23 protein-coding genes are annotated in these 26,990 nt (G+C 74.6%); 14 read left to right on the top strand and 9 right to left on the bottom strand.

What is annotated here, in order from left to right:
* Positions 1 to 12: 12 nt before the first annotated feature.
* Together ACGF5G_RS14775 and ACGF5G_RS14770 are read left to right on the top strand one after the other, a co-directional pair.
* Entirely contained in the window at positions 13 to 1,272 is a 1,260-nt protein-coding gene (locus ACGF5G_RS14775; RefSeq protein WP_393262885.1) for a M48 family metallopeptidase, read from the top strand.
* Entirely contained in the window at positions 1,269 to 2,393 is a 1,125-nt protein-coding gene (locus ACGF5G_RS14770; protein ID WP_393262883.1) for a glycosyltransferase family 4 protein, read from the top strand. Before ACGF5G_RS14775 ends, ACGF5G_RS14770 begins: the two co-directional genes overlap by 4 nt.
* Positions 2,394 to 2,834: 441 nt before the next feature.
* Here ACGF5G_RS14770 and ACGF5G_RS14765 read toward each other — a convergent pair whose 3' ends face one another.
* From ACGF5G_RS14765 to ACGF5G_RS14745, 5 genes are all read right to left on the bottom strand, one after another.
* A complete protein-coding gene (locus tag ACGF5G_RS14765; RefSeq protein ID WP_393262881.1) occupies positions 2,835 to 4,616 on the bottom strand; it encodes a putative bifunctional diguanylate cyclase/phosphodiesterase in 1,782 nt (593 codons plus the stop codon).
* Positions 4,609 to 5,418: an SAM-dependent methyltransferase gene (locus tag ACGF5G_RS14760; protein WP_393262878.1), complete on the bottom strand. Its 810-nt coding sequence runs from the start codon at positions 5,416 to 5,418 to the stop codon at positions 4,609 to 4,611. Before ACGF5G_RS14760 ends, ACGF5G_RS14765 begins: the two co-directional genes overlap by 8 nt.
* 186 nt (positions 5,419 to 5,604) lie before the next feature.
* Positions 5,605 to 6,273 (bottom strand): response regulator transcription factor, encoded by a 669-nt coding sequence (locus tag ACGF5G_RS14755; protein WP_007072219.1) that lies wholly within the window; start codon positions 6,271 to 6,273, stop codon positions 5,605 to 5,607.
* A gap of 7 nt (positions 6,274 to 6,280) precedes the next feature.
* Positions 6,281 to 7,975, bottom strand: a complete 1,695-nt coding sequence (locus ACGF5G_RS14750) for a sensor histidine kinase (protein WP_393262876.1) — start codon at positions 7,973 to 7,975, stop codon at positions 6,281 to 6,283.
* Positions 7,976 to 7,989: 14 nt separating this feature from the next.
* Positions 7,990 to 9,801: an AMP-dependent synthetase/ligase gene (locus tag ACGF5G_RS14745; protein WP_393262873.1), complete on the bottom strand. Its 1,812-nt coding sequence runs from the start codon at positions 9,799 to 9,801 to the stop codon at positions 7,990 to 7,992.
* A gap of 191 nt (positions 9,802 to 9,992) precedes the next feature.
* Here ACGF5G_RS14745 and ACGF5G_RS14740 point away from each other — a divergent pair, with 191 nt between their 5' ends.
* The 6 genes from ACGF5G_RS14740 (at position 9,993) to ACGF5G_RS14715 (ending at position 15,199) form a co-directional block, all read left to right on the top strand.
* A complete protein-coding gene (locus tag ACGF5G_RS14740; RefSeq protein WP_393262871.1) occupies positions 9,993 to 10,448 on the top strand; it encodes an SRPBCC family protein in 456 nt (151 codons plus the stop codon).
* A 31-nt stretch (positions 10,449 to 10,479) separates the two neighbouring features.
* Positions 10,480 to 11,124 (top strand): hypothetical protein, encoded by a 645-nt coding sequence (locus ACGF5G_RS14735; RefSeq protein ID WP_393262868.1) that lies wholly within the window; start codon positions 10,480 to 10,482, stop codon positions 11,122 to 11,124.
* Positions 11,125 to 11,200: 76 nt separating this feature from the next.
* Positions 11,201 to 12,148, top strand: a complete 948-nt coding sequence (locus ACGF5G_RS14730) for an ROK family glucokinase (protein ID WP_393262865.1) — start codon at positions 11,201 to 11,203, stop codon at positions 12,146 to 12,148.
* An 8-nt stretch (positions 12,149 to 12,156) separates the two neighbouring features.
* Positions 12,157 to 12,864 (top strand): endonuclease/exonuclease/phosphatase family protein, encoded by a 708-nt coding sequence (locus ACGF5G_RS14725; protein WP_357693155.1) that lies wholly within the window; start codon positions 12,157 to 12,159, stop codon positions 12,862 to 12,864.
* Positions 12,865 to 12,956: 92 nt separating this feature from the next.
* Positions 12,957 to 14,366 (top strand): flavin-containing monooxygenase, encoded by a 1,410-nt coding sequence (locus ACGF5G_RS14720; protein ID WP_393262864.1) that lies wholly within the window; start codon positions 12,957 to 12,959, stop codon positions 14,364 to 14,366.
* Between the two features lie 8 nt (positions 14,367 to 14,374).
* A complete protein-coding gene (locus tag ACGF5G_RS14715) occupies positions 14,375 to 15,199 on the top strand; it encodes an alpha/beta hydrolase (protein WP_393263307.1) in 825 nt (274 codons plus the stop codon).
* Between the two features lie 35 nt (positions 15,200 to 15,234).
* On the opposite strand, the gene ACGF5G_RS14710 is transcribed toward ACGF5G_RS14715, so the two are convergent.
* Positions 15,235 to 16,653, bottom strand: coding sequence for a trehalose-6-phosphate synthase (locus ACGF5G_RS14710; protein WP_393262862.1), 1,419 nt, complete (start codon positions 16,651 to 16,653; stop codon positions 15,235 to 15,237).
* Positions 16,654 to 16,832: 179 nt separating this feature from the next.
* Positions 16,833 to 17,678, bottom strand: coding sequence for a DUF308 domain-containing protein (locus ACGF5G_RS14705; protein WP_393262861.1), 846 nt, complete (start codon positions 17,676 to 17,678; stop codon positions 16,833 to 16,835).
* A gap of 257 nt (positions 17,679 to 17,935) precedes the next feature.
* On the opposite strand from ACGF5G_RS14705, the gene ACGF5G_RS14700 reads away from it, so the two are divergent.
* On the top strand, positions 17,936 to 18,643 hold the full coding sequence (locus ACGF5G_RS14700) for a lysophospholipid acyltransferase family protein (RefSeq protein ID WP_393262858.1): 708 nt from the start codon (positions 17,936 to 17,938) through the stop codon (positions 18,641 to 18,643).
* 25 nt (positions 18,644 to 18,668) lie between these two features.
* Here ACGF5G_RS14700 and ACGF5G_RS14695 read toward each other — a convergent pair whose 3' ends face one another.
* On the bottom strand, positions 18,669 to 22,220 hold the full coding sequence (locus tag ACGF5G_RS14695; protein ID WP_393262855.1) for an ATP-binding protein: 3,552 nt from the start codon (positions 22,218 to 22,220) through the stop codon (positions 18,669 to 18,671).
* A gap of 164 nt (positions 22,221 to 22,384) precedes the next feature.
* Between ACGF5G_RS14695 and ACGF5G_RS14690 the strand changes: the two genes are divergently transcribed.
* Positions 22,385 to 22,600 (top strand): hypothetical protein, encoded by a 216-nt coding sequence (locus tag ACGF5G_RS14690; protein ID WP_091104720.1) that lies wholly within the window; start codon positions 22,385 to 22,387, stop codon positions 22,598 to 22,600.
* A 90-nt stretch (positions 22,601 to 22,690) separates the two neighbouring features.
* On the opposite strand, the gene ACGF5G_RS14685 is transcribed toward ACGF5G_RS14690, so the two are convergent.
* Complete coding sequence (locus tag ACGF5G_RS14685; RefSeq protein WP_350707996.1) at positions 22,691 to 23,383, bottom strand: Crp/Fnr family transcriptional regulator; 693 nt, start codon at positions 23,381 to 23,383, stop codon at positions 22,691 to 22,693.
* Between the two features lie 384 nt (positions 23,384 to 23,767).
* Here ACGF5G_RS14685 and ACGF5G_RS14680 point away from each other — a divergent pair, with 384 nt between their 5' ends.
* The 4 genes from ACGF5G_RS14680 to proC all read left to right on the top strand — a co-directional run bounded on the left by ACGF5G_RS14680 (position 23,768) and on the right by proC (position 26,928).
* Positions 23,768 to 24,262 carry a polyadenylate-specific 3'-exoribonuclease AS gene (locus tag ACGF5G_RS14680; protein WP_357451502.1) on the top strand — a complete coding sequence of 165 codons (495 nt, stop codon included), beginning with the start codon at positions 23,768 to 23,770 and terminating at the stop codon, positions 24,260 to 24,262.
* A 64-nt stretch (positions 24,263 to 24,326) separates the two neighbouring features.
* Complete coding sequence (locus tag ACGF5G_RS14675) at positions 24,327 to 24,830, top strand: pyridoxamine 5'-phosphate oxidase family protein (RefSeq protein WP_393262852.1); 504 nt, start codon at positions 24,327 to 24,329, stop codon at positions 24,828 to 24,830.
* Between the two features lie 177 nt (positions 24,831 to 25,007).
* Positions 25,008 to 26,036 (top strand): 6-phosphofructokinase, encoded by a 1,029-nt coding sequence (locus ACGF5G_RS14670; RefSeq protein ID WP_393263305.1) that lies wholly within the window; start codon positions 25,008 to 25,010, stop codon positions 26,034 to 26,036.
* A gap of 73 nt (positions 26,037 to 26,109) precedes the next feature.
* Positions 26,110 to 26,928 carry a pyrroline-5-carboxylate reductase gene (gene proC / locus ACGF5G_RS14665; protein ID WP_350683692.1) on the top strand — a complete coding sequence of 273 codons (819 nt, stop codon included), beginning with the start codon at positions 26,110 to 26,112 and terminating at the stop codon, positions 26,926 to 26,928.
* Positions 26,929 to 26,990: the final 62 nt, after the last annotated feature.

The following is a 26,990-nucleotide window of genomic DNA, read 5'->3' as shown; positions in this document are numbered from 1 at the left end:
GGGTGGGCCCCGGTGAGCCCGCGCGGCTGGGCGGTGCTGACCCTGGTCGGCCTGACCGTGGCCCTGGTGGTGACCGCCGCGGTGCTGATCCCGTGGCAGCGCCCGCCCGCGCCGCGGGCCGACCAGTTGGCCGCGCTGGGTGACCTCCCCGCCGACCAGGTCGCCCGCAGCCGGGAGTTCCGCTCCGCGCTGCGCCCCGCCGGCTGGGCCGCGTTGGCCGTCGGCCTGCTGGTCGCCCTGGCGTTCGGCCTCACCCCGCTGGGCAGCCGGCTGGTCGAGTTGGCCGGCCGTCCCTTCGGCGGCCACTGGATCGCCCAGGCCGTGCTCGGCGGGCTCGCCGTGGTGCTCGTCGCCGACCTGGTCACCCTCCCGTTCGCCGCCTGGCGCCAGAGCGTGCTCACCCGCTACGGGCTCGCCACCAACGGCTGGAGCGGCTGGACCGTCGACCTGCTCAAGTCGTACGCGGTCAGCGCCGTCATCGGCGCGGTGGCGCTGCTCGGCTTCTACACCGTCATCCGGCTGTCGCCGCGCTGGTGGTGGGCGTTCGGCGCGGCCGGCGCGGCGACCCTGGTGGCGCTGCTCTCCTTCGTGCTGCCGGTGCTGGTGGAACCGGTGTTCAACAGGTTCACACCGATGGAGCAGGGCCCGTTGCGCACCGAGCTGATGACGATGGCGGCCCGCGACGGCGTCCCCGTGCGCGACGTGCTGGTCGCCGACGCCTCACGGCGCACCCGGGCGGTGAACGCGTACGTCTCGGGCCTCGGGCCGACCCGGCGGGTGGTCGTCTACGACACGCTGCTGCGCGAGGCGACGCCGGCCGAGGTGACCGCCGTCGTGGCGCACGAGCTGGGGCACGCCAAGGACCGCGACGTGGCGGTCGGCACGCTGACCGGGGCGCTGGGCGCCGCCGCCGCGGTGGTCGCGCTCTACCTGATCGGGTCCTCCGGCCCGCTGCTGCGGCTGGCCGGCGTCGACTCGGTCGCCCAACCGCGCGCCTTCCCCCTGCTGATCGCCCTGGTGACGGTCGCCGGGCTGGTCGCCACCCCGGTGCAGGCGCTGATGTCGCGGCGGGTGGAGGCACGCGCCGACGCGCACGCGCTGGCCCTGACCGGCGACCCGGCCGCCTTCGAGGCGATGCAGCGCCGGCTCGCCGGGATCAACCTGGCCGACCCCGATCCGCCGCGCTGGGAATACCTCTACTCCGCCACGCACCCGTCCACCGTCGAGCGGATGGCCGCCGCCCGCGCCCACGCCAGGGAGGCCGGCCGATGAGCCGTACGCTGCTGATCACCAACGACTTCCCGCCCCGCCCGGGCGGCATCCAGTCCTTCGTGCACAACCTCGCGGTGCGCCAGCCCGCCGGCTCGGTGGTCGTCTACGCCTCGACCTGGCGCGGCGCGGAGAAGTTCGACGCCGACCAGCCCTTCGAGGTGGTCCGGGAGCGCACCGGCGTGCTGCTGCCCACCCCGCTGGTGGCCCGCCGGGCCGCCCGGCTGGCCCGGGCGTACGACTGCGACACCGTGTGGTTCGGCGCGGCGGCCCCCCTCGGGCTGCTCGCCGCCGGCCTGCGGCGCCGGGCGGGCATCCGCCGGGCGGTGGCGCAGACCCACGGCCACGAGGTCGGCTGGGCCGCGCTGCCGGGTGCCCGGGCCGCGCTGCGCCGGATCGGTCGCGGCGTGGACGTGACCACCTACCTGGGCGAGTACACCAGGGTGCGGCTGGAGCGGGCGCTGCACGGGGTGACCGAGCTGCACCGGCTCGCGCCCGGGGTGGACGTGGACACCTACCACCCTTCCATCGACGGCGAACCGGTGCGGCGTCGGCTCGGCCTGGCCGACCGCCCGGTGGTGGTCTGCGTCTCCCGGCTGGTGCCGCGCAAGGGCCAGGACGTGCTGATCCGGGCGATGCCCGAGATCCGCCGGCGGGTACCGGACGCCGCGCTGCTGGTGGTCGGCGGCGGGCCCTACCGGGCCACGCTGGAGAAGCTGGCACGCCAGGCGGGGGTCGAGCGGGACGTGGTATTCACCGGCTCGGTGCCGTCCGCCGAACTGCCCGCCCACTACGCCGCCGGCGACGTCTACGCGATGCCGTGCCGCACCCGCAACCGGGGGCTGGACGTCGAGGGGCTCGGGATCGTCTACCTGGAGGCCTCCGCGACCGGCCTGCCGGTGGTGGCCGGCGACTCCGGCGGCGCGCCGGACGCCGTACGCGAGGGCGAGACCGGGTTCGTGGTGCGCGGCCGGGACGTCGCCCAGCTCGCCGACCGGGTGGCCACGCTGCTCGCCGACCGGGACCTGGCCCGCCAGTTCGGCGCGGCCGGTCGCGCATGGGTGGAGCGGGAGTGGCGCTGGGAGACCCAGGCGCGGCGGATGGCCGCCCTGCTGGCCGGCTGACGCCCTCTCGACCGGGCGTGCGTCAGCCCGGCTGGTGCCGTCTACTGGCCGGCTGGTGCCGTCTGCTGGCCGGTATGGTGCCCGCCTGGCGGGGCGCCGGGTGTGCCCGGCTGCACGCTGTCGAGCTGCCCCGTCTGTGAGACCAAGGGTTTCGCCGTCCCGTCCCAGGACCGGTCGGTGCCACCGTCGCACGCCTACGGGCGCCCTGCCCCCCTCTGCTGCCCCACCCCGTGGGGCAGGTCGACAGTGATGGAACGGAACCCTGCCGGGTGCCCCGCCCGGTGGGGCAGGTCGACAGCGGCCAGGACGGTGCCCCCTGCCGCACGCGGTCGAGCAGGGCGACAGGGGTCGGGGTGGGTGCGGTGCGCTGCCCGGGTGCCCCGCCCGGTGGGGCAGGTCGACAGCGGCCGGAAGGGGCGTCGCCGGTGGGGTGGCCGGCGGTCAGCGGAGGCGTTCGAGGAGGCGCTCGGCCGAGTCCGGGCGGCCGAAGTGCCAGCCCTGCGCGGCGTCGCAGCCGATCGCCCGCAGCCGCTCCGCCTGCCCGGCGGTCTCCACGCCCTCGGCGGTGACGGTCAGGTCCAGCGCGTGTGCCAGGGACACGAGCGAGGCGAGGATCCGCTCGTCGGCCCGGCTCTCCGGCGCGCGCAGCCCGGCCACGAACTGGCCGGCCACCTTCAGCTCGGTCACCGGCAGGTCCCGCAGGTACGCCAGGTTGCAGTAGCCGGTGCCGAAGTCGTCGATGGCGATCCGGACGCCGAGGTCGGCCAGCACCCGCAGCGCCCGGACGGGCTCCTCGGCGGTGCTCATCATGGTGCTCTCGGTGATCTCCAGCTGAAGCCGCTCCGGCGGCAGGCCGGTGCGCCGCAGCAGTCCGCGGACCTCCTGGACCAGGCCGGGGCGGCGGACCTGCCGTACCGCGAGGTTGACGCTGACGAACGGCGCCGTCGCGACTCCGGCGGACCAGCTACCCGCCTGCCGGCAGGCCTCGGCCAGCACCCACCCGCCGAGCGGGACGATGAGCCCCGTCTCCTCGGCCAGGCCGATGAAGCTGTCCGGTCGCAGGACGCCCAGCTCCGGGTGACGCCAGCGCACCAGCGCCTCCACGCCGACCACCCGGCCGTCGCGCAGCGAGGTCAGCGGCTGGTAGTCGAGGTAGAACTCGCCCCGCTCCAGGGCGGCCGGGATGGCCGCGGAGAGCGCGTACCGGGCCAGCTCCCGGCGGTCGCGGTCGGCGTCGTAGAGCGCCCAGCGGGCGCCGCCGGCGGCCTTCGCCCAGTGCAGGGTGCTGTCGGCCGCCCGCATGAGGTCACCGGGGGAGGTGCCGGCGACCTGCCGCTCCACGATGCCGATGCTCGCCGACACGCACAGCTCGTGCCCGTCCACCAGCACCGGCTCCCGCACCGCGGCCAGCGCCGCCTCCGCCACGGCGACGACGTCGCCGGTGCCGGTGGTGCGCTCGACCAGGACGACGAACTCGTCGCCGCCGAGCCGGGCCACCAGGTGCCCGTCGACGGCCCGGCGGAGCCGGTCGGCAACGGTGGCCAGCAGCCCGTCGCCGACCTGGTGCCCGTGCGAGTCGTTGACCACCTTGAACCGGTCCAGGTCCAGGAAGCAGACCCCGACGCGCTCCCCGCCCTGGCCGGGGGAGTCGATCGCGGCGCTCAGGCGCTCGGTGAACAGCGCGCGGTTGGGCAGGTCGGTCAGCGGATCATGGGTCGCCTGGTGGCGGAAGCGGGCTTCGCTGGCGCGCAGCGCCCGCTCCGCCTGCGCCCGGGCGGTCATCGCGGCCCGCCGGATCGACTCCTGCTCGTCCAGCGTCCGGTCCCGCAACGCCCGGGAGTACCCGATGGACACCGCGGCCAGCAGCCGGGCCAGCCGGTCCCCGACCTCCTCGCCGACCAGCCCGAGGTCGCGGGCCAGCCGGAGCTGGACGACCTCGACCGTACGCCCCAGCGCCTCGGGCGACGCGATGTGCGCGGCCACCAGTTCCGTGCCGACGCGGTGCCCGACCCGCAGGTCGAACGGGTCGGACAGCAGTGCCGCCGCGAGCTGGTCGGTGAGGCGTTGCAGCAGCGCCTCCAGCTGTGCCTGGGTCATCGGCAGGTAACTGGTGCCGGAGACGGCCTTGGCCCACGCCCGGGCGAACGCTCCCGGGCGCGACGGGTGCCGCACGGTCGTCCCGGGCGGCACGGCGAGGGCCGCGGCCCCCGGCGGCTCACCCATCGAGCCGCCCGACGCCGCCGATGAAGGCCGCCCGCTCGGCGTCCTCGGCGCTGTCGGCGGACTCCGGGCGCCACTGCGGCACCCAGACCACGCCGGGCTCGACCAGCTCGAAGCCGTCGAAGAACGCGGTCAGCTCGCCCCGGCCGCGGATCCACAGAGGATTGTCGGTGCGCCGGTAGACGCGCTCGGCGTCGGCCCGCTCCTCGTCGCCGCGGCCGTCGGCGCTGGCCTGCGAGAGCACCAGGTAGCTGCCCGGCGCCAGCGCCTGGCGCAGCGTCCGCAGCAGCTCGGCCGGCCGGTCGTCGTCGGAGACGAAGTGCAGCACCGCCACGATCATCACCGCGATCGGCCGGTCGAAGTCGAGCAGCCGGCGGACCTCGGGGTGGGCGACGATGCGCTCGGCATGACGCAGGTCCTCCTGCACCACCGCGGCGCGGTCGTTGCCGTCGAGGATCTCCCGGCTGTGGGCCACCGCCACCGGGTCTACGTCGACGTAGACGACCCGGGCGTCGGGGGCCTCGCGCTGGGCGATCTCGTGCACGTTGCCGACGGTGGGGATGCCCGAGCCGATGTCCAGGAACTGCCGGACGCCGGCGTCGAGGAGGAACTGCACCGCCCGGCGCAGAAAGGCCCGGTTGGCCTGCGCCATCAGCGGCGCCTCCGGCACGGCGGCCACCATCGCCTGGGCCGCCGCCCGGTCCACCGCGAAGTTGTGCGAGCCGCCGAGGTAGTAGTCGTACATGCGGGCCACGCTGGGGCGCTCGATGTCGATCTCGTCGGGTGCCCAGTCCGGCCGCTGCATGCGCTCACCCCTCGTGTCGGCGGTGCGGACGCCGTTGCCCGCGCCGGTATTCTGCCGGTTGCCCGGCGGGGAGACCATAGCGCGCCGCCCCGCAAGGTGACGACGTCGGTCGATGCGCCGACAGGCCCGCGCCGGCGGGCGCGGGCCTGTCGGTGGTGCGTCACCGGGCTCCCCGGAGGGAACCGTTCAGAACTTCGGGGCGTCCGGAGCCTCGAGCAGGCCCAGCCGCAGCGCGGTCATCAGCGCCTGCGCCCGGTTGGCCGCGCCCAGCTTCTCGTAGAGCTTCGAGATGTGGGTCTTGGCGGTGGACTCGCTGACGAAGAGCTGCTTGGCGATGCCCGCCACGCTCATCCCGTCGGCGAGCAGCCGCAGCACCTGGCCCTCGCGGGGGGACAACTGCGGCCCGGACGGGGCCAGCCGGCGCTTCATCGCCTCGGCCAGGTCGGCGGCGGTGAAGGCGCTGGGGGAGGAGGCGGCGTGCCGGGCGGCGGCGACGACCTCGTCGGCCGGCGCGGTCTTGGGCACGAAGGCGCTCGCCCCGGCCTCCAGGGCGCCGAAGAGCTGGTCGTCGCCGGCGTACATGGTGAGCACGACGATGCCCATCGAGGCGCTCGACTTGCGCAGCGCCCGGGTGGCCTCCAGGCCGCTGCCGTCGGGCAGCCGCAGGTCCATGATCACCACATCCGGCTGCAGCGCACCGGCCTGGCGTACGCCCTCCGCCGCCGTGGCGGCCTCGCCGACGACCTCGAACTGCCGGTCACGCTCGAACGCGTGCCGCAGGCCCTTGCGGATCAGGTCGTGATCGTCGACAAGGAGGACCTTGGTACGGGTCGCCGGTGTCGGACTTGTGGTCATCCTCGGGTTACTCCCCTTCTGCTGCCGCTACGCTACCGCGCACGTTATCGCGCCGGGGCGACGAGCCGAGCACCACCGCGACGGTCGTGCCGCTCGGTTGCCGCGGCCTGATCTCCAACCGGCCCCGGATACGTTCCGCCCTCTCGGCCATGATCGCAAGACCGTAGTGCCCGTCCGAGCGCTGGTCAGCAATCCCCTGACCGTCATCCGACACTTCGATCTGGGCGTACGGGGGGTCGACCTCGCAGGTGACCCACAGATTCGCGGCTCCGGCGTGCTTGCGCGCGTTGGTGACCGCCTCCTGGGCGATGCGCAGCAACTCGGCCTCGGTGGCGGCCGGCAGCCGGGCGGTGGACTCGTCCAGGGACAGGTGGACCCGCAGTCCGCCGGAGGCGCCGACGGTGCGGGCGTACTCGGCGATCGCGGCGGCCAGCCCGCCGTGCCGGTCGACCTCGCTGCGCAGCTCGAACAGGCTCAGCCGCAGCTCGGTGATCACCCGGGTCACCTCGTGGCGCAGCGCGCGCAGGCTCTCGGCGGTCTCCTCGGTGTCGTCGTGCACGGTGGCGAGGGCGTTGTCGATGCCGTAGCCGACCATCACCAGTTCCTGTGCCACCCCGTCGTGGATCTCCCGGGCCAGCCGCTGCCGCTCCTCGTTGGTGGCCAGCGAGCGGACCTCGTCGAAGAGCAGCGCCGCCTCCAGCCGGAGCGCGGCCGGGCGGGTCAGCCCGGTCACCCGGGACACCACCCCGGCCGGGTACGCCTGCGCCGCGTCCGCCTCCAGCACCACCAGGCCGACCGTGCGCACCCCGGCCACCAGCGGCACGATCAGCGCGGAGACCTCGCCGCCCCGGTGCGACCGGGCCTGCGAGCGGGCGGCGGTGTGCGGCTGCTGGCTGGCCCACGCGTCGGCGATCGCCGAATCCGCGTCCAGCGTCGTCTCCCAGTCCACCCGGTCCACGCCCACCTGGGCAAGCACCACGAGCCGGCCGCCGCCGCTGGCCGACAGCACCGCCGCCCGGTCCGCCCGCGCCACCGCGCGCAGCTCCTCGAGCAGGTGCTCGGAGATGCCGCCCGGGTCGAGGGTGGCCCCGGGCAGCTGCCGCGCCACCGTGCGCAGCTGGGTGAGCAGCCGGGTCGCCTCGGCGTACGGCTGGGGTTTGCCATCGTTGCGGACCTGCATCAGCCGGTGCAGGGTGCCGGCCGCGTAGAGGCCGAGCCCGGCCAGGATCAGCCACTGGGCGCAGACCGCGAGGTAGCCGAGCTGGCCGATCTGCCGGCCGCCGTCGACCCCGGTGAGCGCGCCGGCCACCAGCAGGGTCGCCGCGGTGACCGCCAGCAGGGCGGCGCCCTCGGCGAACCGGCGGCGCAGCGCGGTGACGGTCACCGGGACCGCCAGGTAGGGCAGCACCGCGGAGGCGCCCAGCCCGCCGACGTCCCCCCCGATGGTCGCGACGGCGGCGACCTGGCTCGCGGCCAGCCCCAGCACCACCACCTCGGCCACCCGGCTGAGCGGGCCGACCAGCCGGTGCTCGGGCGCCAGCAGCGCGGGCAGCCCGGCGGCGGCGAGCAGCGCCACCCACCAGAGCTGGGTGACGTCGCGCGTGGCGAACACGGTCAGGACGGCGACGAGCGCCAGCATGACCACGCGCGCCGCGGCGGCGAGGGGATGCGGCTGGGGCCGGGTGGGCGTCGAGGCGGGCACGTGACGGATGGTAGTCAGCGCCGGTAGATGTCGGCGATCTCCGCCGCGTACGACTTGTGCACGACCTGGCGCTTGACCTTCAGCGACGGCGTCAGCTCGCCGGTCGCCTCGGTGAAGTCGCGGGGCAGGATCCGGAACACCTTGATCGCCTCGGCCTTGGAGACCGCCTGGTTGGCGGTGTCGATCGCGCTCTGGATCTCCGCCCGCAGCCCCTCGTGCTCGCGTAGCTTCTCGACCGGGGTGTCCGCCGGCAGCCCCGCGGCGGACAGCCACCGCGGCAGCGCCTCCTCGTCGAGGGTGACCAGCGCGGCGATGAACGGCTGCCGGTCGCCGACGACCAGGCACTGGCTGACCAGCGGGTGCGCCCGCACCTGGTCCTCCAGCACGGCCGGGGCGACGTTCTTGCCGCCGGCCGTCACGATGATCTCCTTCTTCCGGCCGGTGATGCTCAGGAAGCCGTCGGCGTCGAGGTGGCCCAGGTCGCCGGTGCGGAACCAGCCGTCCGGGCTGAGCACCTCGGCGGTCGCCTCCTCGTTGCCCCAGTAGCCGCGGAAGACCAGGTCGCCGGAGATCAGGATCTCCCCGTCGTCGTCGATCCGGATCGTCACGCCCGGCAGCGGCCGGCCGACCGAGCCGATCCGGGTGGCGTCGGGCAGGTTCGCGGCGGCGGCGGGGGAGGTCTCGGTCAGGCCGTACCCCTCGCAGACGCTGACGCCGATGCCGCGGAAGAAGTGGCCCAGCCGGGCGCCGAGCGGGGCGCCGCCGGAGATGGCGTCGCGGCACCGGCCGCCGAGCGCCGCCCGCAGCTTGCGGTAGACCAGCCGGTCGAAGAGCGCGTGCTGCACGCGCAGCGCCAGGCCGGGGCCGCCGGCGGTCTCCAGGGCCTCGCTGTACGCGATGGCGACCTGCTCGGCACGGGCGAAGATCCTGCCCTTGCCGTCCGCCTCGGCCTTCTGCTTGGCCCCGTTGTAGACCTTCTCGAACACCCGGGGCACCGAGAGCACGAAGGTGGGGCGGAAGTCCTGCAGCTCGGCGACCAGGTTCCTGGTGTCCGCGCAGTGCCGCATGGTGGCCCGCGCCTGGACCACGCCGATCTGGATCAGCCGGGCGAAGGCGTGCGCCAGCGGGAGGAAGAGCAGGGTCGACGCGCCGGGCCGGAAGAGGTTCGGCAGCACCGGCACCGCGTTGGCGATGTCGGCGTACATGTTCCGGTGGGTGAGGACGCAGCCCTTGGGGCGGCCGGTGGTGCCGCTGGTGTAGATGACGGTGGCGAGGTCGTCGGCGCGCACGGCGGCGCGCCGCCGGTCGATCTCGGCCGGGTCGACCGACGCGCCGGAACGGACCAGGTCATCCACCGCGCCGAGGTCGATCTGCCAGACGTGCCGCAGCTCGGGCAGCCGGTCCCGCAGGCCCGCGACCAGGGTGGCGTGGGCGTTGCTCTCCACCACGCAGGCCACCGCGCCGGAGTCGGCGAGGATCCACGCGGCCTGCTCGGCGCTGGAGGTCTCGTAGATCGGCACGGTGACCGCGCCGGCCGCCCAGATCGCGTAGTCCAGCAGGGTCCACTCGTAGCGGGTGCGGCTCATCAGGCCGACCCTTTCGCCGGGCCGGACGCCGGCGGCGACCAGGCCCCGGGCCGCCGCGACGACCTCGTCGCGGAACTGCCGGCAGGTGACGTCGGCCCAGGCCGTCCCGCCGTCCGCCGCCCCGCTCGGGCGGACGAACTGGACCGCGTCCGGGGCGACCTCGGCGTTGTCCCAGACCGGATCGGTGAGGTTGGCCGCGTCGCCGACGGTGACGATCGGCGGGACGGAGAACTCGCGCACCTGCACTCCTCGTGCTCACTGGCCGTGCCGGCCACCACCACGGGGCGGCTCTGTCGAAACCTACCCGCCTCGGCGGGCGGGCAGAATAGGCAGGTAGCCCCGGTGCTCCCCGCGTCCGCGCGGGACACGCCCCCGGTGCGGGCGGGGGGCGGCGCGGCGTACGCGCGCCCGGCGCCGGGTAGCCTCCCCCCATGGCGGACTCCTCCACCCAGTCGATCGTCGTCGGCGCGCCACCGGAACGGGTGGCGGCGGTCGTCTGCGACTTCCCGAGCTACCCCGAGTGGACCGAAGCGGTGCGGCGGGCGGAGGTGATCGAGGAGTACGAGGACGGCTACGCCAGCCAGGTCCGGTTCGTCATCGACGCCGGGGTGATGGCCGACGAGTACGTGCTGGCCTACGAGTACGCCGAGGACCTCTCCCGGATCGAGTGGCACCTGGTGGCGCCCTCGAAGATGCAGAAGTCCCAGCGCGGCTCGTACGACCTGGTGGGGAACCAGGACGGCACGACGACGGTGACCTACACCCTTGAGGTCGAGCTCTCGGTCGGGATGCTCGGCATGTTCCGCCGCAAGGCGGAGAAAATGATCATGGATACCGCGTTGAAGCAGCTCAAGCGCCGGGTAGAAGCACGCGGTGCGGCGCAGTGACGCGTCCGGCGGCAGGGTAGAGGAGCCGACCATGGGTGCAACGGATCCGGGTTCGGCCCGGGAAGAGGCGGAACGGCTGGTCGCCACGCTGCTGGCCGGCGCGCGCCTCGCGACGTCCGGCTCCGGGACGGGCCCGTGGGGTCCGCTCGGTGGGATCGTGTCGGGTGTCCTCGGTCACAGCGCCGCCCCGGATGGGTCGACCGGGGGACCCGGGGGCGGCTTCGCCACCGGCGGGCCGGAATGCTGCGTCTGCCCGGTCTGTCGGGGCATCGCCGCGTTGCGCGATCCGAGTCCGGAATTCGCCGAGCGCCTCGCCACGGGCGCCGGCGACCTGGCCGCCGGCGTGGCCAGCCTGCTGCGCGCGTTCGCCCCGCCGGAACCCCCCGCCGAGCCGACCGCCGCAGCGGCGTCGACCGCCGAACCGGATGGCGCGGACGACCACGTCTGGCGCGAGGCCACCCGTAGCGGGCATGATTCTCAGCCGGCAGCGGAGCGGGACGTCTGGTCCGCCGCCACCCGGGCGGAGGACGTGGCCGTCCCGGCCGCCGCACCGCCCGTCGACGCCGCCGGGCCGGCCGTCGCGGCGACCGTGCGGACGTCCGCCGACCGTCCCGTGGTGCCCGCGACGCGGGCACCCGGCGACGCAGGCGAGCACCCACCAGGCGACGCGGCCTGACCATCGCACATCCCGATCACGCGCCGGTCGTCCGGCGGCGCGGGCGCGGGCAGCACAGCAGAGGGGAGTGGCAGCGGTGACGCTGACCATCGGAGTCGACGTCGGTGGCACGAAGGTGGCCGGTGGTGTCGTGGACGCCGCCGGCACGGTCCTCGTGCAGGCCCGACGGGACACCCCCGCCGACGACGTCGCCAAGACCCGGGACGTCATCATCGAACTGGTCACCGAGTTGGCCGTCGGGCGGTCGATCGAGGCGGTCGGCATCGGCGCGGCAGGCTGGATCGACGCCGGCCGTTCCACCGTACTGTTCGCCCCGAACCTCGCCTGGCGAGACGAGCCGCTGCGGGACTACGTCAGCGCCGCGACCGGCCTGCCGGTGATCGTGGAGAACGACGCCAACGTCGCGGCCTGGGCGGAGTTCCGCCACGGCGCGGCCCGGGACGCCGACGACTCGATGGTCATGTTCACCATCGGCACCGGCGTCGGCGGCGGCATCGTGCTCGGCGGGGAACTGCTGCGCGGCGCCAACGGCATCGCCGCCGAGCTGGGCCACATGCTCACCGTGCCCGACGGCCACCAGTGCGGCTGCGGCCGGCTCGGCTGCATCGAGCAGTACGCGAGCGGCAGCGCCCTGGTGCGGTTCGCCCGCGCGGCCGCCCGGCAGGAGCCGCACCGCGCCGTGGCCCTGCTGGAGCTGTCCGGCGGCGACGCCGAGGCGATCACCGGGCGCATGGTGACCGCCGCGGCGCAGGGCGGCGACCCGGTCGCCACCGAGTCGTTCGCGCAGGTCGGGCGCTGGCTCGGCACCAGCCTCGCCGACATGGCGCAGATCCTCGACCCGCAGGTCCTCGTCGTCGGCGGCGGCGTGATCGACGCCGGTGACCTGCTGCTCGGCCCGACCCGCCGGTCGTTCACCGACGCGCTCGCCCAGCGCAGCCGGCTTCCGGTGGCCGAGATCCGCCCGGCCGAGCTGGGCAACACCGCCGGCGTCATCGGCGCGGCCGACCTGGCCCGCCGGATCTGAGGCGGGCCGTGACGCAGAGCCCGGGCGTGCCGCTGCGCGTCGTGTCGTACAACATCCACGGTCAGCGGGACGACACGGCCGCGCTGGCGGCGGTGGTCCGCGCCGCCCGGCCGGACGTGGTGGTCGTGCAGGAGGGGCCGCGCCGGTTCCGGTGGCGGCAGAAGTCGGCCGCGCTGGCCGAGTCGTTCGGCCTGGTGGTGGCCGCCGGCGGGCTGCCCGCGCTGGGCAACCTGCTGCTGACCAGCCTGCGGGTGCGGGTGCTGGACACCCGGTGCCGACGCTTCCCGCTCACCCCCGGCCGGCACCTGCGCGGCGCCGCGTACGCCGAGTGCGTGGTCGCCGGTGGCGCCCGGTTCACCGTGGCCGGCTCGCACCTGTCCACCGACCCGGCCGAGCGGCCCGGGCAGGCCGCGCTGTTCAAACGCGACCTCGACGCCGCCACCACGCCGGTGATCGCCGCGGCCGACCTGAACGAGGGGCCGGACGGCCCGGCGTGGGCCACCGTGGCGGGCGGGCTGACCGACGCCGCCGTGGCGATGGACCGGGCCGACCGGCTCACCTACTCGTGCGCGAGCCCCCGGCGGCGGATCGACGCCCTCTTCGTCGACCCGCGCGTCACGGTGGTCGACTACGACGTGGTCGACACCCCGCAGACCCGCCGGGCCAGCGACCACTTCCCGGTCCTCGTCGACCTGCTGCTGCCCGGGGCCGGCTGACCGCGTCCGCGCCCCGGGGCTGGACATCCCGCTCCGTTGTGGAGAGGATGCTGCGCGACCCCGGCCCTCGTGCCGCACAAAAGGAGATCCCGGTGTCCACCTCCACCGATCACGGCCGGCCCGACCCGGAGGCGAGCACGCTCGCCCTGACCCGCGACGGCCGGCCGGTCTCCGACCGGGGCGACACCGTCTGCGTCATCGGCGCGGGGGCCAGCGGGCTCGTCGCCGTCAAGAACCTGAAGGAACACGGGTTCGGCGTCGACTGCTACGAGCGGGAGACCGGCGTCGGCGGGGCCTGGAACTGGCGGCACGACCGCAGCCCGGTGTACGCGAGCACACACCTGATCTCGTCCCGGCCGTTCACCCAGTTCCCCGACTTCCCGATGCCCGACGACTGGCCCGACTACCCGCACCACAGCCAGCTCCTGTCGTATCTGGAGCGGTACGCCGACCACTTCGACCTGCGGGCGCACGTCTGGTTCGGCACGGAGGTCGTCCGGGTGGAGCCGGCCGAGGGCGACCGCTGGGACGTGACCACCCGCAGCACGGGCGGCTACGGCCCGGAGCGCACCTCCCGCTACGCGGCGGTGGTGGTCGCCAACGGGCACAACTGGTCGCCGAAGCTGCCCCGCTACGAGGGGTTGGAGGAGTTCCGGGGCGAGGTCGTGCACGCCTCGTCCTACAAGGACCCGGCGCAGCTACGCGGCAAGCGGGTGCTCGTGGTCGGCGCCGGCAACACCGGCTGCGACATCGCCGTCGAGGCCGCCCAGCAGGCGTCGCGCTGCTGGCACTCCACCCGCCGAGGCTACTGGTACGCCCCGAAGTACGTCCTCGGCCGCCCGGCGGACCAGGTCAACGACGCGCTGCTGGCGCTGCGGGTGCCGCTGCGGGTGCGGCAGTGGCTCTACCACTGGACGCTGCGGCTGACCGTGGGCGACCTGACCCGGTTCGGCCTGCCGAAGCCCGACCACCGGGTGTACGAGACGCACCCGATCGCCAACAGCCAGCTCGTCTACTACGTGGGCCACGGCGGGATCTCCCCGGTGCCGGACGTCGCCCGCTTCCACCCGTACGCCGTGGAGCTGTCCGACGGCCGGGAGATCGACCCGGAGCTGGTCGTCTTCGCCACCGGCTACCTGCCGCGCTTCGAGTTCCTCGACCCCAAGGTGCTCGGCGACGACGCGGGGACGGGCCGGCCCAGGCTCTGGCTCAACGCCTTCGCCCCCGGCCATCCGACGCTCGCCGTCGCCGGGCTGGTGCAGCCGGACTCGGGTGTCTTCCCGCTGTCGCACTGGCAGACGGTGCTCTTCGCCCGGCTGCTGCGGATGCGCCTGACCCGTCCCGACCGGGCGGCGGCCTTCGCCGCCAGGGTGACGGCGAAGGCGGGGGAGCGCTACGCGGGCCCCGTCAAGGACAGCAGCCGGCACTGGTTCGAGGTCGGTCACGCCGACTACCTGCGCGCCGTCCAGCGCGCCCTGCACGACCTGGAGGGTGGCCGATGAGTGCAGCAGTGAGTCAGCAGGTGCGGGTCATGCGGGGGCGGGAGTGGGCGCGCCCGGTCCGCCCGGTCCGGCGTGAGGTGCTCGGCGTGGCCCCCGAGCTGGAGGAGGGGCGACCGCCGCTGCTGTTCGTGCCGGGCTTCGGGCACGGCGCGTGGGCGTTCGCCGAGCACTGGCTGGGCCACGCCGCGTCCCGGGGCTTCCCGGCGTACGCGCTGAGCCTGCGTGGGCACGGCGGCAGCGGCCCGGCGCCGGAGGCGACGCTGCGGGCGTACGCCCACGACGTGGCGCAGGCGGCGGCGGGCCTGCCGCGCCAGGCGGTGCTGGTGGGGCACGGCGCCGGGGCCCTGGTGGTCGCGCACGCGCTGGCCCGCTACCCGGCCCGGGCGGGCGTGCTGGTCGCGCCGGTGCTCGGCGGCTGGGCGACGTTCGGCGCCGCGCTGCGCCGCAATCCGCTCGGCACGCTGCCGGCGGTGTTCGGCGGGCCGCTGCGCCTGCACCGCCGCCAGCTGTTCAGCCGGGAACTGCCCGAGGCCGAGGCCCGGCGGTACGCGGCCCGGCTGGGGCGGGCGAGCCGACGGGCCCAGTGGCAGCTGCTGACCGGGCGGAACGCGGAGCCCGCGGTGGGCGACCCGCCGGTGCTGGTGCTCGGCAGCCCGGACGACCGGGTGGTTCCGGCGGCGGCGCTGACCCGGGCGGCCCGGCGGTACGGCTCGGCGCCGCTGCTCTTCCCCGGCATGGGGCACGACATGATGCTCGACGCCCGGTGGCGGGAGCCGGTCGACGCGATCCTGGACTGGCTGGCGAAGGACCCGGCCCCGGACAGCCGGCCCTGACTCCGGGCCCTGGCTCCCGGCCCCGGCCTACGGCGTCAGTCGGCGGCGCCCAGCCGGGTGAGCAGCGAGCCGCTCTCGTCCAGCGCCGAGAGGTAGGAGCGGGCCCAGGCCCGGATGTCGTGCCGGTGCAGGTGCGCCCGCATGGCCCGCATCCGCGCGCCGACGTCGTCGGGGCTCGCCCGCAGCGCCGAGAGCAGCCCCTGCTTGAGCCCCTCTAGGTCGTGCGGGTTGACCAGGTACGCCTGCGGCAGCTCGGCGGCGGCGCCGGCGAACTCGCTGAGCAGCAGGGCGCCCGCGTCGTCGACCCGGGCGGCCACGTACTCCTTGGCGACGAGGTTCATCCCGTCCCGCAGCGGGGTCACCGCCATCACGTCGGCGACCCGGTAGAGGGCGGCCAGCTCGGCGCGGTCGAACGGCTGGGTCAGGTAGTGGATCGCCGGCTCGCCGACCCGGCCGAACTCGCCGTTGATCCGCCCGACCTCGCGTTCCACCCGCTCGCGGAGGATCTGGTACTGCCCGACCCGTTCCCGGCTCGGCACCGCCACCTGCACCAGCACGGTGTCGCGCACCTTGACGTGCCCGGCGGCGAGCAGCTCGCTGTACGCCTTGAGCCGCTGCTCGATGCCCTTGGTGTAGTCCATCCGGTCGACGCTGAGGATCACCTGCTCGGGGCTGCCGAGATCGTGGCGCAGCCGGCGGGCCCGGTCGGCCACGTCGGGCCGGGCGGCGAGCGCGGCCATCTCGACGGTGTCGATGGAGACGGGGAACGCGCCGATCCGGACCACCCGGTCGTCGACGGCGATCCGCCGGTCGGTGGCGGGGACCTGGAGCACCTTGGCCACCAGTTGGGCGAAGTTGTGCGCGGCCTGGGCCCGCTGGAAGCCGACCAGGTCGGCGCCGAGCATGCCGCGCAGCAGCTCGGCGCGGCGGGGGAGCTGCATGAACAGCTCGGGCGGCGGGAACGGCACGTGCAGGAAGAAGCCGATCCGCAGGTCCGGCCGGAGCGCCCGGAGCAGGCCGGGCACCAGCTGGAGGTGGTAGTCCTGCACCCAGACCATCGCGCCGGGCTCGGCCACCTGGGCGGTCGACTCGGCGAACCGCTGGTTGACCCGCTGGTACGCCTCCCACCAGCGCCGGTGGTGCTCCGGTTGCTCCACGGAGTCGTGGTAGAGCGGCCACAGGGTGGCGTTGGCGAAGCCCTCGTAGTGGTCGCGTAGCTCGTCGCCGCTGAGTGGCACGGCGTGCATCCGCACGCCGTCCACGTCGGGCACGGCGGGTGCCGGCCCCGTGCCGCCGGCCCAGCCCACCCAGGTCGCCGGGGTGTGCCGCAGCAGGGGGTGCAGGGCGCTGACCAGGCCGCCGGGGCTGCGGCGCCACTCGCACGCGCCGTCCGGGGCCGCGCCGTCGTCGATGGGTAGGCGGTTGGCGACCACCACGAGGGAACTCTGTCGCATATCGGGCATTCCGATCCGCAGAGGAGTGACCGCCGCAAGGGAGGAACAACCGGGCAGTCAGTGAGGGAAGTGACGGACAGCGGTATTCCTGCTGACAGTAAGTTACACCACTGTCACGACCGTGGCGTGGGCGGCGGTCGTCCCGGCATGCGGGCGCGAGTCCCGCCCGGCTGGGGCGGTCAGACGACCGCGCCGTCGTCCGGGTCGTGGTCCTCGTCGCCGCCGGGGCGCAGCCGCCAGATCAACGCGACGAAGCCGGCGAGGATGCCGGTGAAGCCGAACAGGTTAACGACCGAGGGGTCTGCCACCGGGAAGATCGACGGGAACAGGAACAGCACGAAGCCGACCACGATCGCCAGGACGCCGACCACCGTGTACTTGGAGAAGCGCGGCAGGGGCGGGGGCGGCGGCGGGGTGTAGCGCTCGTCGTCCGCCTCGTCGTCGGGCAGGTCCGCGCCGAAGGTGTCCAGCCCGTCCAGCAGCGAGGGCTCGTCCTGACGGCCCCGGCCGACGGAGATCCCCGAGACGTCCGCGGCGTACGGCAGCCGGCGCACGTCGGTGGCGGTCGGCCCCGCGGGCTCGTCCGGCGCGGCGAGGGTCACCGGGCCCGTGGCGGGCCCCGGCGGGTCGTCCACGTCCTCCGCGGCGGGCCACGGGTTGTCGCCCGGCGCGGGGGTGGTGTGGAAACCGGCGACGATCCGGGCCCACTCGGCGTCGATGTCCGGCTCCGCGTCGCGGGACCGGTCGGTGGCCGTCTCGTCGGCGAGCTGGGTCAGGTAGTCCCGCGCGGTGGTCAGGTGCGACCGGTCGACGTAGAGCCGGTCGACGGGGCGGGCGGGGACGGTGGTGGTGCGGGTGACCGGGTTCAGGTCGGCCGAGGGTTGGAGGTAGGCCGCGATCCCGCCGGCGGCGAGGACGTCGAGCAGGTGCTCGCCGACGCGCGGATCCACGTCGCCGGCGACGGCGTACTCGCTCGCGTCGAGCCCGTTGTCCCGCCGTCCCCGGCGGGCCCCACCCGCTGACACCGGACATCCTCCTCATCACGCGCCCGCGGCGCGGTCGCCTGAGCCCCCTCGGCACCGCCCCGGGCGCCGTGCCTTGAATCGTGACACGTCGGGACCCGGTTCCGGGAGTGCGTTGTGGCGTGCCGCTCCCGGTTCGTAGGCTCATCCCTGACGTCGCCTGCCCGCCGGGAGCGCCCGCGTGGGTCGTCGGGCCCGCCCGGCGACCCGGTCCGCCCCGGCGGCGCGGGTGTCGCGACCCCTCCGGAAGAAGGACACCGGTGCTGTACTGGCTGATGAAGTACGTCATCCTCGGCCCGTGGCTGAGGCTGATCTTCCGCCCACAGGTCGAGGGGCTGCACCACGTGCCCGACACGGGTCCGGTGATCCTCGCCAGCAACCACCTGTCGTTCTCCGACTCGATCTTCACGCCGTTGATCGTCAAGCGAAAAGTGACATTCATCGCCAAAGCCGAATACTTCACCGGCAAGGGCATCAAGGGCTGGCTGACGAAGATGTTCTTCGTCGGCTCCGGCACCATCCCCGTCGACCGCTCCGGCGGCCGGGCGGCCAGGGCGGCGCTGGACACCCAGCTGCAGGTGCTGCGCGCCGGCGGCATCGCCGGCATCTACCCCGAGGGCACCCGCTCGCCCGACGGGCGGCTCTACCGCGGCAAGACCGGGGTGGCCCGGTTGGCCCTGGAGAGCGGCGCCCCGGTGATCCCGATGGCGATGCTCAACGCCGACGAGATCCAGCCGCCCGGCAAGCTGATCCCCAAGATCGCCCGGGTGCGGATCCGGTTCGGCGCGCCGCTCGACTTCTCGCGCTACGCGGGCATGACCGGTGACCGGTTCGTCGAGCGCGCGGTCACCGACGAGATCATGTACGAGCTGATGGAGCTCTCCGGCCGCGAGTACGTCGACACGTACGCCCAGAAGCTGAAGACCCAGCCGGCCGACCCCACCCCCCGGGAACCGGTCGCCGCCTGACGCGCACGCGCCGCGCGGCGGCGGGTCAGCAGGCCAGGGCGGGATCGGCGGGGGCAGCCGGTGGGCGGGTCAGGTCCAGCAGCCCGGGCGCGCCGTTGCGCAGCGCGAAGGCGCGCAGCTCGGCCAGCTCCGGGCGGCCCGCCGTCGGCTCGCCGGCCCGCTCCAGCTCCACGGCCGCGAAGGTGAGGGCCAGCATCCGGTCGGTCACGTCCGGGATGCCGGCGTAGATCTCGGCGCCCGCCAGGTGCAGCTCGGCGGCCCGCCGGTGGTCTCCGTCCGCGGCGGCCAGCGCCCCGGTCACCGTCCGCAGCGCCGCCTCCGACCAGGGCGTACGGTGGCCCACCCGGTCCAGCATCGCGCGCACCCGGGCGGCCGTGTCCCGCCCGGCGAGGCTGGCCGCGTAGGCGGCCGCCGCGATCCACTCGCCGCTGGCCAGGGCGGGCACCGCCGACCAGGAGGTGGCCAGCTCGTCGATCAGCGCCGCCGCCTCGTCGCGGCGCCCCTGCAACGCCCGGCAGAGCGCGCCCATCGCCAGCATCGTCCAGTGCAGCCGGTGGAAGCCGCTGCGCCGGGCGGCGTCGAGCGCGGCAGCGACGTCGTCGGCGGCGGGGTCGGCCGGGGACCGGGCCGGCGGCACCGGCTCGCCCCGCAGGACCAGCAGGCAGGAGCGCAGGCCCCGGACCTGCATGTCCCAGCTTCCCGTGGGGGTGTCCACGAACGCCTCGGCCGCGGTGAGCAGCCGGCCGAAGTCGCCCTCGAACCAGGCCTGCATGGCCTCCGCCGAAGAAATCGTGGTCAGCGTCTGCCCGCTGGCCTTGCGCGTCGGCGACGACGAGAGCAGGGCGTCCGACCGCAGCCAGTCGCCCTCCTCCCGGACGGCGTAGGCGAGGTTCTGGATGGCCCGGGGCAGGGCGATCAGCTGGCTGGCGCGGCTGACCTCGACGATCGCGTGCAGCTCGTCCAGGCCGGACCGGTCGCCCGCCTGGTAGCGGGCGGTGGCGGAGGTGATCCGGGCGTTGGTGCGGGTCTCGGTCAGCCCCAGCCGCTCGCCGATCTCCGCCGCCCGGTCGGCCGCGGCCACCGCCGGGTCCCGCTCGTAGTTGAGCATGTGCAGCCGGCCCAGCTCGGCGTAGGCGTCCGCCTTCTGCGGGCTGTCGGGCAGCGGGGCGAAGAGCTGGACGGCACGGTCCAGGCAGGCCAGCGCGGCGGCCCGGTCGGCGCGCAGCCACGCGGCCTGGCCGAGCAGCGTCCAGGCGCGCGCCGCGCAGGCGTCGTCGCCGTGCGACAGCAGCCGGTCGGCGAGCGCCTGCACCTGCTCGGGGCCGCCGCCGGAGAGGAAGGCGTTGCCATCCCGGTAGAAGGAGATCTCCGTGCTGAGCAACTCCAGCTGGAGGCGGCCGACCGGGTCGGACTCGTCGGCCAGCCCGAGCGCCCGGCCGGCGTGGCTCGCCGCCACGTCGAGGCTGTGCAGCGCGTACGCCCGCCGGGCCGCCCGGTGCAGCGCGGCGCGGGCGGTGCCGGCGTACCGGGCGGTGTCCATGCCCAGCGTCCGGGCGATCTCGTGCGCCGCCCAGCGGTGGTGGGCGAGCACCTCCGCCAGGTCGGTGTCCCGACTGTGTGACAGCGTGTCCAGCCACTCCGCTGTGCGCTCGTGCCGCGCCACCCGTTCGGTGCGGGGCAGCCGCTGATAGCACACGTCGCGCACCAGCACGTGCCGGAACCGGTACTCCGGCTGCCCCGCCATGGTCGAGGCGGCCTGCTCGTGCACGAAGTCGCGCTGCTCCAGCCGGCGCAGCGCGCGTTCCACCGACTCGACGGGCTGCCCGAGGGCGGCGGCCACCGCGCCCGGCCAAAACTGCACGCCCACCACGGCGGCGGCCAGCAGCACCGTGCGCTCCTTGGTGTCGAGCAGGTCGATCCGGTTGGCGATGACGGCGTGCACGCTCTCCGGCATGGGCAGGTCGAGGTGCTTCTCCAGCGACCAGCCCCGCCCGGACTGGCGCAGCGCGCCCTGCTCGATGAGCATCCGCACGTACTCGTGGGCGTAGAGCGGGTTACCGCCGGCCACCTCCACCAGCGGCGTCAGCATGTCGGCGGAGAACGCCGCCTGGCCGAACATGTGGGCGTACAGCGAGGCGATGCCGGTGTCCCGCAGCGGTGGCAGGGTGATGGTCACCGAGCCCGTGATCGTCCCCGCCCAGCTCGGGTCCCGGTCGACCAGCTCCGGCCGGGCGGTGCAGAGCAGCAGCAGCGGCACGTCCCGGGCGGCGGCGCCGAGCAGCTCCACGAAGCGCAGCATCGCGTCGTCGGCCCAGTGCAGGTCCTCGAAGACCAGCACGGTCGGCCGGCGCGCGGCCAGCGCCAGCAGGAAGCGCCGCCACGCCGACTCGGTCTCCTCGGCCGGCAGCGGGGTGCCCGGCAGGCCGACCAGCGGTCGCAGCGCGTCCACGAGGCGTTCCCGCTCACCCGGGCCGACCAGCTCGCCGACGGCCGAGGCGAGCCGCTGGGCGGCCGTCGACGCGGGGTCGGTGTCCAGGATGCCGGCCTCGGCCTTGACGATGTCGGCCAGCGCCGCGAACGTCACGTTCTCGCCGAACGGTGGGCACCGCCCGGTACGCCAGGTCAGCGGCTCGTCGACCAGCCGGTCCACGTGCCGGTACAGCTCGCGCACCAGCCGGCTCTTGCCGAGCCCGGCCCGGCCGAAGACGGTCACCACCTGCGGGCGCCGGTCGCGCAGCGACCGGTGCAGGGCGTTGACCAGCATCCCCAGCTCGTGTTCCCGGTCGATGAGCGGCGTCGTGTCCGGCTGCCGGTCGGTCGGCTGCCGGCGCACGGGGGAGAGGGCCAGCCACACCTCGGTCGTCGTGGACCGCCCGCGCAGCATGACCGGCGGCTGCTCGGAGTAGCGGATGGTGTCCCGGGTGAGCGCGTAGGTGGTGCCGCAGACCAGCACCCCGCCGGGCGGCGCGACGGACTGCATCCGGGAGGCCGTGTTGACCACGTCGCCGGCGACGATCGCCTGACCGCCGTCGCGGGCGGCGGCCACGTCCACCAGCGCCTCGCCGGTGGCCACGCCGACCCGGAAGCGCAGCGCGTCCGCGCCGGTGGGGGTGAACCGGGTCAGCACCCGTTGCAGCTCCAGGCCGGCCCGGACGCAGCGCAGCGCGTCGGTCTCGGTCGCCACCGGCGCACCGAACAGGGCCATCACCGCGTCCCCGATGTACTTCTCCACCACGCCGCCGTACTGCCCGACGACCCGGCGGGCGGCCGAGAAGAACCCCGTCTGCATGCCGCGGACCAGCTCCGGGTCGGCCCGTTCGACGTACGGGGTGAAGTCGATCAGGTCGACGAAGAGCACGCTGACCCGGCGGCGGTCCTCCTGCGGGGGCGCCGCCCGCCGGTCGGCGCCCGGCCGGGGCGCGCCGCAGGAGGTGCAGAACGCCACGTCCCGGGCGAGCGGGCGCAGGCAGTGCGGACACACCGCGCCGAGCTCGTTGCCGCAGCCGCCGCAGAAGCGGTCGCCGGCGGCGGCCGTGCGTCCACAGCGGTCACACTGCGTGGCGATGACACCCTCCACTGGCGGTCCCGCCGGCGCCGGGGTCGGCGCCGTCCCGGTGCCAGTATCGCCGCCGCCCCAGCTGTCGGGTACCGGGCTGTTGGCTTGTGGACAGTCCACCGGCCGGTCCTGCGGCTACAGTCAGGCGGCTGATTTGTCGAACAACGACCACAGGGGGACGCCCGATGGTGTACGTGATGCTGCAGAGCGACTGGACCGACAGCAACGGTGTGAGCCACCTCGCCGGGGACTCCGTCGACGTGGACGCCGCCACGCTGGCGACGCTCCAGGCCCAGGGGATCGTCAGCGAGCAGTCCGGCGGTGGCAGCAAGGACGGCACGGAGTGGGTCGGGCCGGGCAGCACGACCAACTGGGTCGGGCCGGGCAGCGCCACGCCCTGACACCCCGCACCACGACAGGGGCCGGAGCAACCGCTCCGGCCCCTGTCCGCGCGGTTGGCGGGGCGGTGAGGCGAGCTGGGCGCGTACGCCTCAGCGGTCGTTCATGCCGGCGCGGCGGCGCAGCGCCGCGACGTCGGTGACCACGATCCGGCGGCCCTCCGTGCGCAGCCAGCCGCGGTTGGCGAACGACCCGATCGCCTGGTTGACGCTCTGCCGGGAGCCGCCGGCCATCTCGGCGAGCTGGCTCTGGTTGAGCTCGATCGTGATCATCGGGGCCTGGCTCTCGCCGGCCAGCCGCACCAGGGTCTTGGCCACCCGGCCGGGCAGGTCCAGGAAGACGTGGTCGGCGTTCTGCTCGGTGAGCCGGCGGATCAGCCCGCCCAGCGAGCGCATCACCGCGTCGAGGATGCGCGGGTTGGAGTGCACCAGCTCCATGAACGCGCCCCGGGACAGCGCGAGCGCCGCGCAGTCCTCGATCGCCTCGGCCGAGGCCGAGCGGGTGGACGCGTCGAGCAGGGAGACCTCGCCCAGCACGTCGGGCGGGCGGATGACCGACAGCACCGCGCGCTCGCCGGTCGGCGCGGTGCGGAAGACCGCCACCGCGCCCCGGCGCAGCACGATCAGCGACTCGCCGGGGTCGTTCTCCACGAACAGCAGCTGGCCCTTGCGGTACGTCCGGGGGACCGCCGCCGCGATGACCCGTTGCCGGACCTCCGGCTCGAGCCCGGCGAACATCTCCACACCCGTGAGCGCGTCACCCGGCTCCGGCAGGCGCATCTCCACGGCCCAACCCCTCCCCGGTCCAGGACCACAACTCGCTCACCGGGTGAACCTGAAGGCCCTCGACGAGGTGAACTGACACCGGTTCGGCGTCCGGTAGCGGTACACATCAGATCATGACTGTCCTGTCGCTTGCTGTACACCCCTCAAATCACTTCCGTGACACTCCCGAGCTGCGACGACCGGCATCGTGGGAGCCGGATCCGGTTCCCGGGCGGACCGCCGGGGGGCGGGGGCGGATCCGGTCGCACCGGTGACCACGGTCGGCGGACGCGGGGGGCGGGACCACCCTCGCGCCCGCCGGCCGGCGGGCCCCGGTGCCGCCGGCGGCCGGGCGCGGCAACCCCGGTCGCCGGCACGCGGCCGGCGTGGGTGAGGATGGCGGTGATGGTCTACCGCTACTTCTACGACTGCGAGTTCATCGAGGACGGCCGCATCGTCGACCTGGTGTCGATCGGCGTCGTCGACGAGTACGGCCGCGAGTTCTACGCCGTGTCGACCGAGTTCGACGACTCGCGGGCCGTGCCCTGGGTGCGCCGCAACGTGCTCGACAAGCTGCCGTCCCCGGCGGACCGCGCCTGGCGCTCCCGGGAGCGCATCCGCGACGAGCTCTACGACTTCCTCGTCGAGCCGGTCAGGGACCGGCCGGGCGAGCACCTGGAGCTCTGGGCCTGGTACGCCGCGTACGACCACGTCGTCCTCGCGCAGCTGTGGGGGGCGATGCCGGCGCTGCCCCGGGAGATCCCCCGGTTCACCAAGGAGCTGCGCCAGCTCTGGGACGACCGGGGCAGGCCGCCGCTGCCGGACGCCGCGTCGGCCCGGCACGACGCGCTGGTCGACGCCCGGCACAACCTGGCGCGCTGGCGTGCGATGACCGGTTAGTAGGTTTGGTCGGTTCTGTCCCGGGCACCGGTGCGACGTCGAGCCGATGCGAGGGAGTGGTCCCGTGAGCAACGAACCGAGCAGCGCCGCCGACGCCCGGCGACGGGTCACCGAGCTGGCCCGGGAGGCCCGGATCTGCATGCTGACGACGATCGCCGTGGACGGCCGCATGGTGAGCCGGCCGATGGGCCTGCAGGAGGCGGAGTTCGACGGGGACCTGTGGTTCTTCGCGTACGCCGACTCCGCCAAGGTGCGGCAGATCCGGGTCAACCCGGAGGTCAACGTCGCGTTCTCCGACTCGAAGCGCGACGCCTGGGTCTCGATCTCCGGCACCGCGCGGGAGGGCTACGACCGGGCCAGGGCGGAGCAGTTGTGGAACCCGGTGCTCAGGGCCTGGTTCCCGGACGGGCTGGACACCCCCGGGCTCACGCTGATCACGGTGCACGCCGGCTCCGCGGAGTACTGGGAGTCGCCGTCCGGCACGGTGGTCAACCTGTTCGGCCACGCCAGGGCGGCGGTGACCGGGAAGCCGCCGAGGGCGGGGGAGAACCGCGAGGTCAGCTACTGACCGGTAGGTCGACCGGCCGGTGGGACGGCCCGGGGCGCGGTGCCGGCGTACAGCCGCGCCGACTACAGTGCGCACTGACGGCCCGCCCCGGGCCGGCAACGGCGCCGATGGTCTGATCCGACACATATCCTGGGGCAAATCGGGCTTCACCTGATGCTCCAGGAGGATGAGCAGATCATGCGTATCGGCGTGCTCACCGGCGGCGGCGACTGCCCAGGTCTCAACGCGGTCATCCGGGCGGTGGTCCGCAAGGGCGTCGCCAGCTACGGCCACGAGTTCGTGGGTTTCCGGGACGGCTGGAAGGGCCCCCTGGAGGGCCTGTCCCGCCCGCTGGGCATCGCGGAGGTCCGCGGCATCCTGCCGCGCGGCGGCACCATCCTCGGTTCCTCTCGGACCAACCCCTTCAAGATCGAGAACGGCGTCGAGCGGATCAAGGACAACCTCGCCGCTCAGGGCGTCGACGCGCTCATCGCGATCGGCGGCGAGGACACCCTCGGCGTGGCCACCAAGCTGCACGACCTCGGCGTCCACGTGATCGGCGTGCCGAAGACGATCGACAACGACCTCGGCGCCACCGACTACACCTTCGGCTTCGACACCGCGGTCAACATCGCGATGGAGGCCATCGACCGGCTGCACACCACCGCCGAGAGCCACCACCGCACCCTCGTCGTCGAGGTGATGGGCCGGCACGCCGGCTGGATCGCCCTGCACGCCGGCCTGGCCGGCGGCGCCAACGTGATCCTGCTGCCGGAGCGGCAGTTCGACGTCGAGCAGGTCGCCGGCTACGTCGAGAAGCGCTTCCAGCACCAGTACGCCCCGATCGTCGTGGTCGCCGAGGGCGCCCAGCCGCTCGACGGCCAGATGGTGCTGCACAACCAGGAGCTCGACGCGTTCGGTCACGTCCGCCTCGGCGGCATCGGCCAGTGGCTCGCCGAGCAGCTGGAGGCCAAGACCGGCAAGGAGGCCCGCACGGTCGTGCTCGGGCACATCCAGCGCGGCGGCACCCCGACCGCGTTCGACCGGGTGCTCGCCACCCGGCTCGGCCTGCACGCGATCGACGCCGCGCACGAGGGCGACTGGGGCAAGATGGTCGCCATGCAGAGCACGGACATCGTCCGCGTTCCGCTCGCCGAGGCCACCCGCGAGCTGAAGACCGTGCCGCTGGAGCGGTACGCCGAGGCCGAGGTCTTCTTCGGCAGCTGATCGAGGTGTCGACGGCGCGGCGGGCCGCAGGGCCGCCGCGCCGTCGACCACGACAGGAGGGGGTACGCCCGCGATGTCGTCCGGGGTGCACACGGTCGCGGTGATCGGGGCGGGCAAGATCGGTGAGCTGATGCTCTCCGGGCTGCTGCGCTCGGGATGGCCGGTGGACCGGCTGCTGGCCACCGCCCGCCGGCCCGCCCGCGCCGAGGAGCTGACCGCCCGCTACGGCGTACGGGTGGTCGACAACCTGGCCGCGGTGGACGAGGCCGAGGTGCTCGCCGTCTCGGTCAAACCGCAGGACGCGGCGGCGCTGCTGGAGGAGATCGGGCCGAAGGTGCCCGCCGACAAGCTCGTGATCTCGCTCTGCGCCGGCCTGCCCACCAGCTTCTTCAACCGGCGGCTGCCCGACGGCACCCCCGTGGTGCGGGTGATGACCAACACCCCCGCCCTGGTCGACCAGGCGATGACCGCCATCTCCGCCGGCGCGCACGCCACCGGGGCGCACCTCGCGCTGGCCGAGGAGATGTTCAAGCCGCTCGGCTCGACCATCCGGGTGCCCGAGTCGCAGCAGGACGCGGTGACCGCGCTGTCCGGCTCCGGGCCGGCGTACTTCTACCTCCTGGTCGAGGCGATGATCGACGCGGGCATCCTGCTCGGCCTGCCCCGGCAGGTCGCACACGAGCTGATCGTGCAGACCGCGATCGGCTCCGCGGTGATGCTGCGTGACTCCGGCGAGCACCCGGTGAAGCTGCGCGAGGCGGTCACCTCGCCGGCCGGCACCACCATCTCCGCCGTGCGCGAGCTGGAGAAGCACGGCGTACGCGCGGCGCTGCTCGCCGCGCTGGAGGCCGCCCGGGACCGGGCCCGGGAGCTGGCCGCCCAGGCCGACTGACCCGTCGTGGTCCGACCTCGCGGGTCGGGGCTCCGACCCGTCTGTCGGCCGGTGGTCCGTAC

Source organism: Micromonospora sp. NPDC047730 (assembly GCF_043204765.1).
In the GTDB taxonomy this organism is placed as follows: Bacteria; Actinomycetota; Actinomycetes; order Mycobacteriales; family Micromonosporaceae; genus Micromonospora.
The sequence above is the reverse complement of the archived record's forward strand: the minus strand, read 5'-3'. Positions and strand labels throughout refer to the sequence as shown.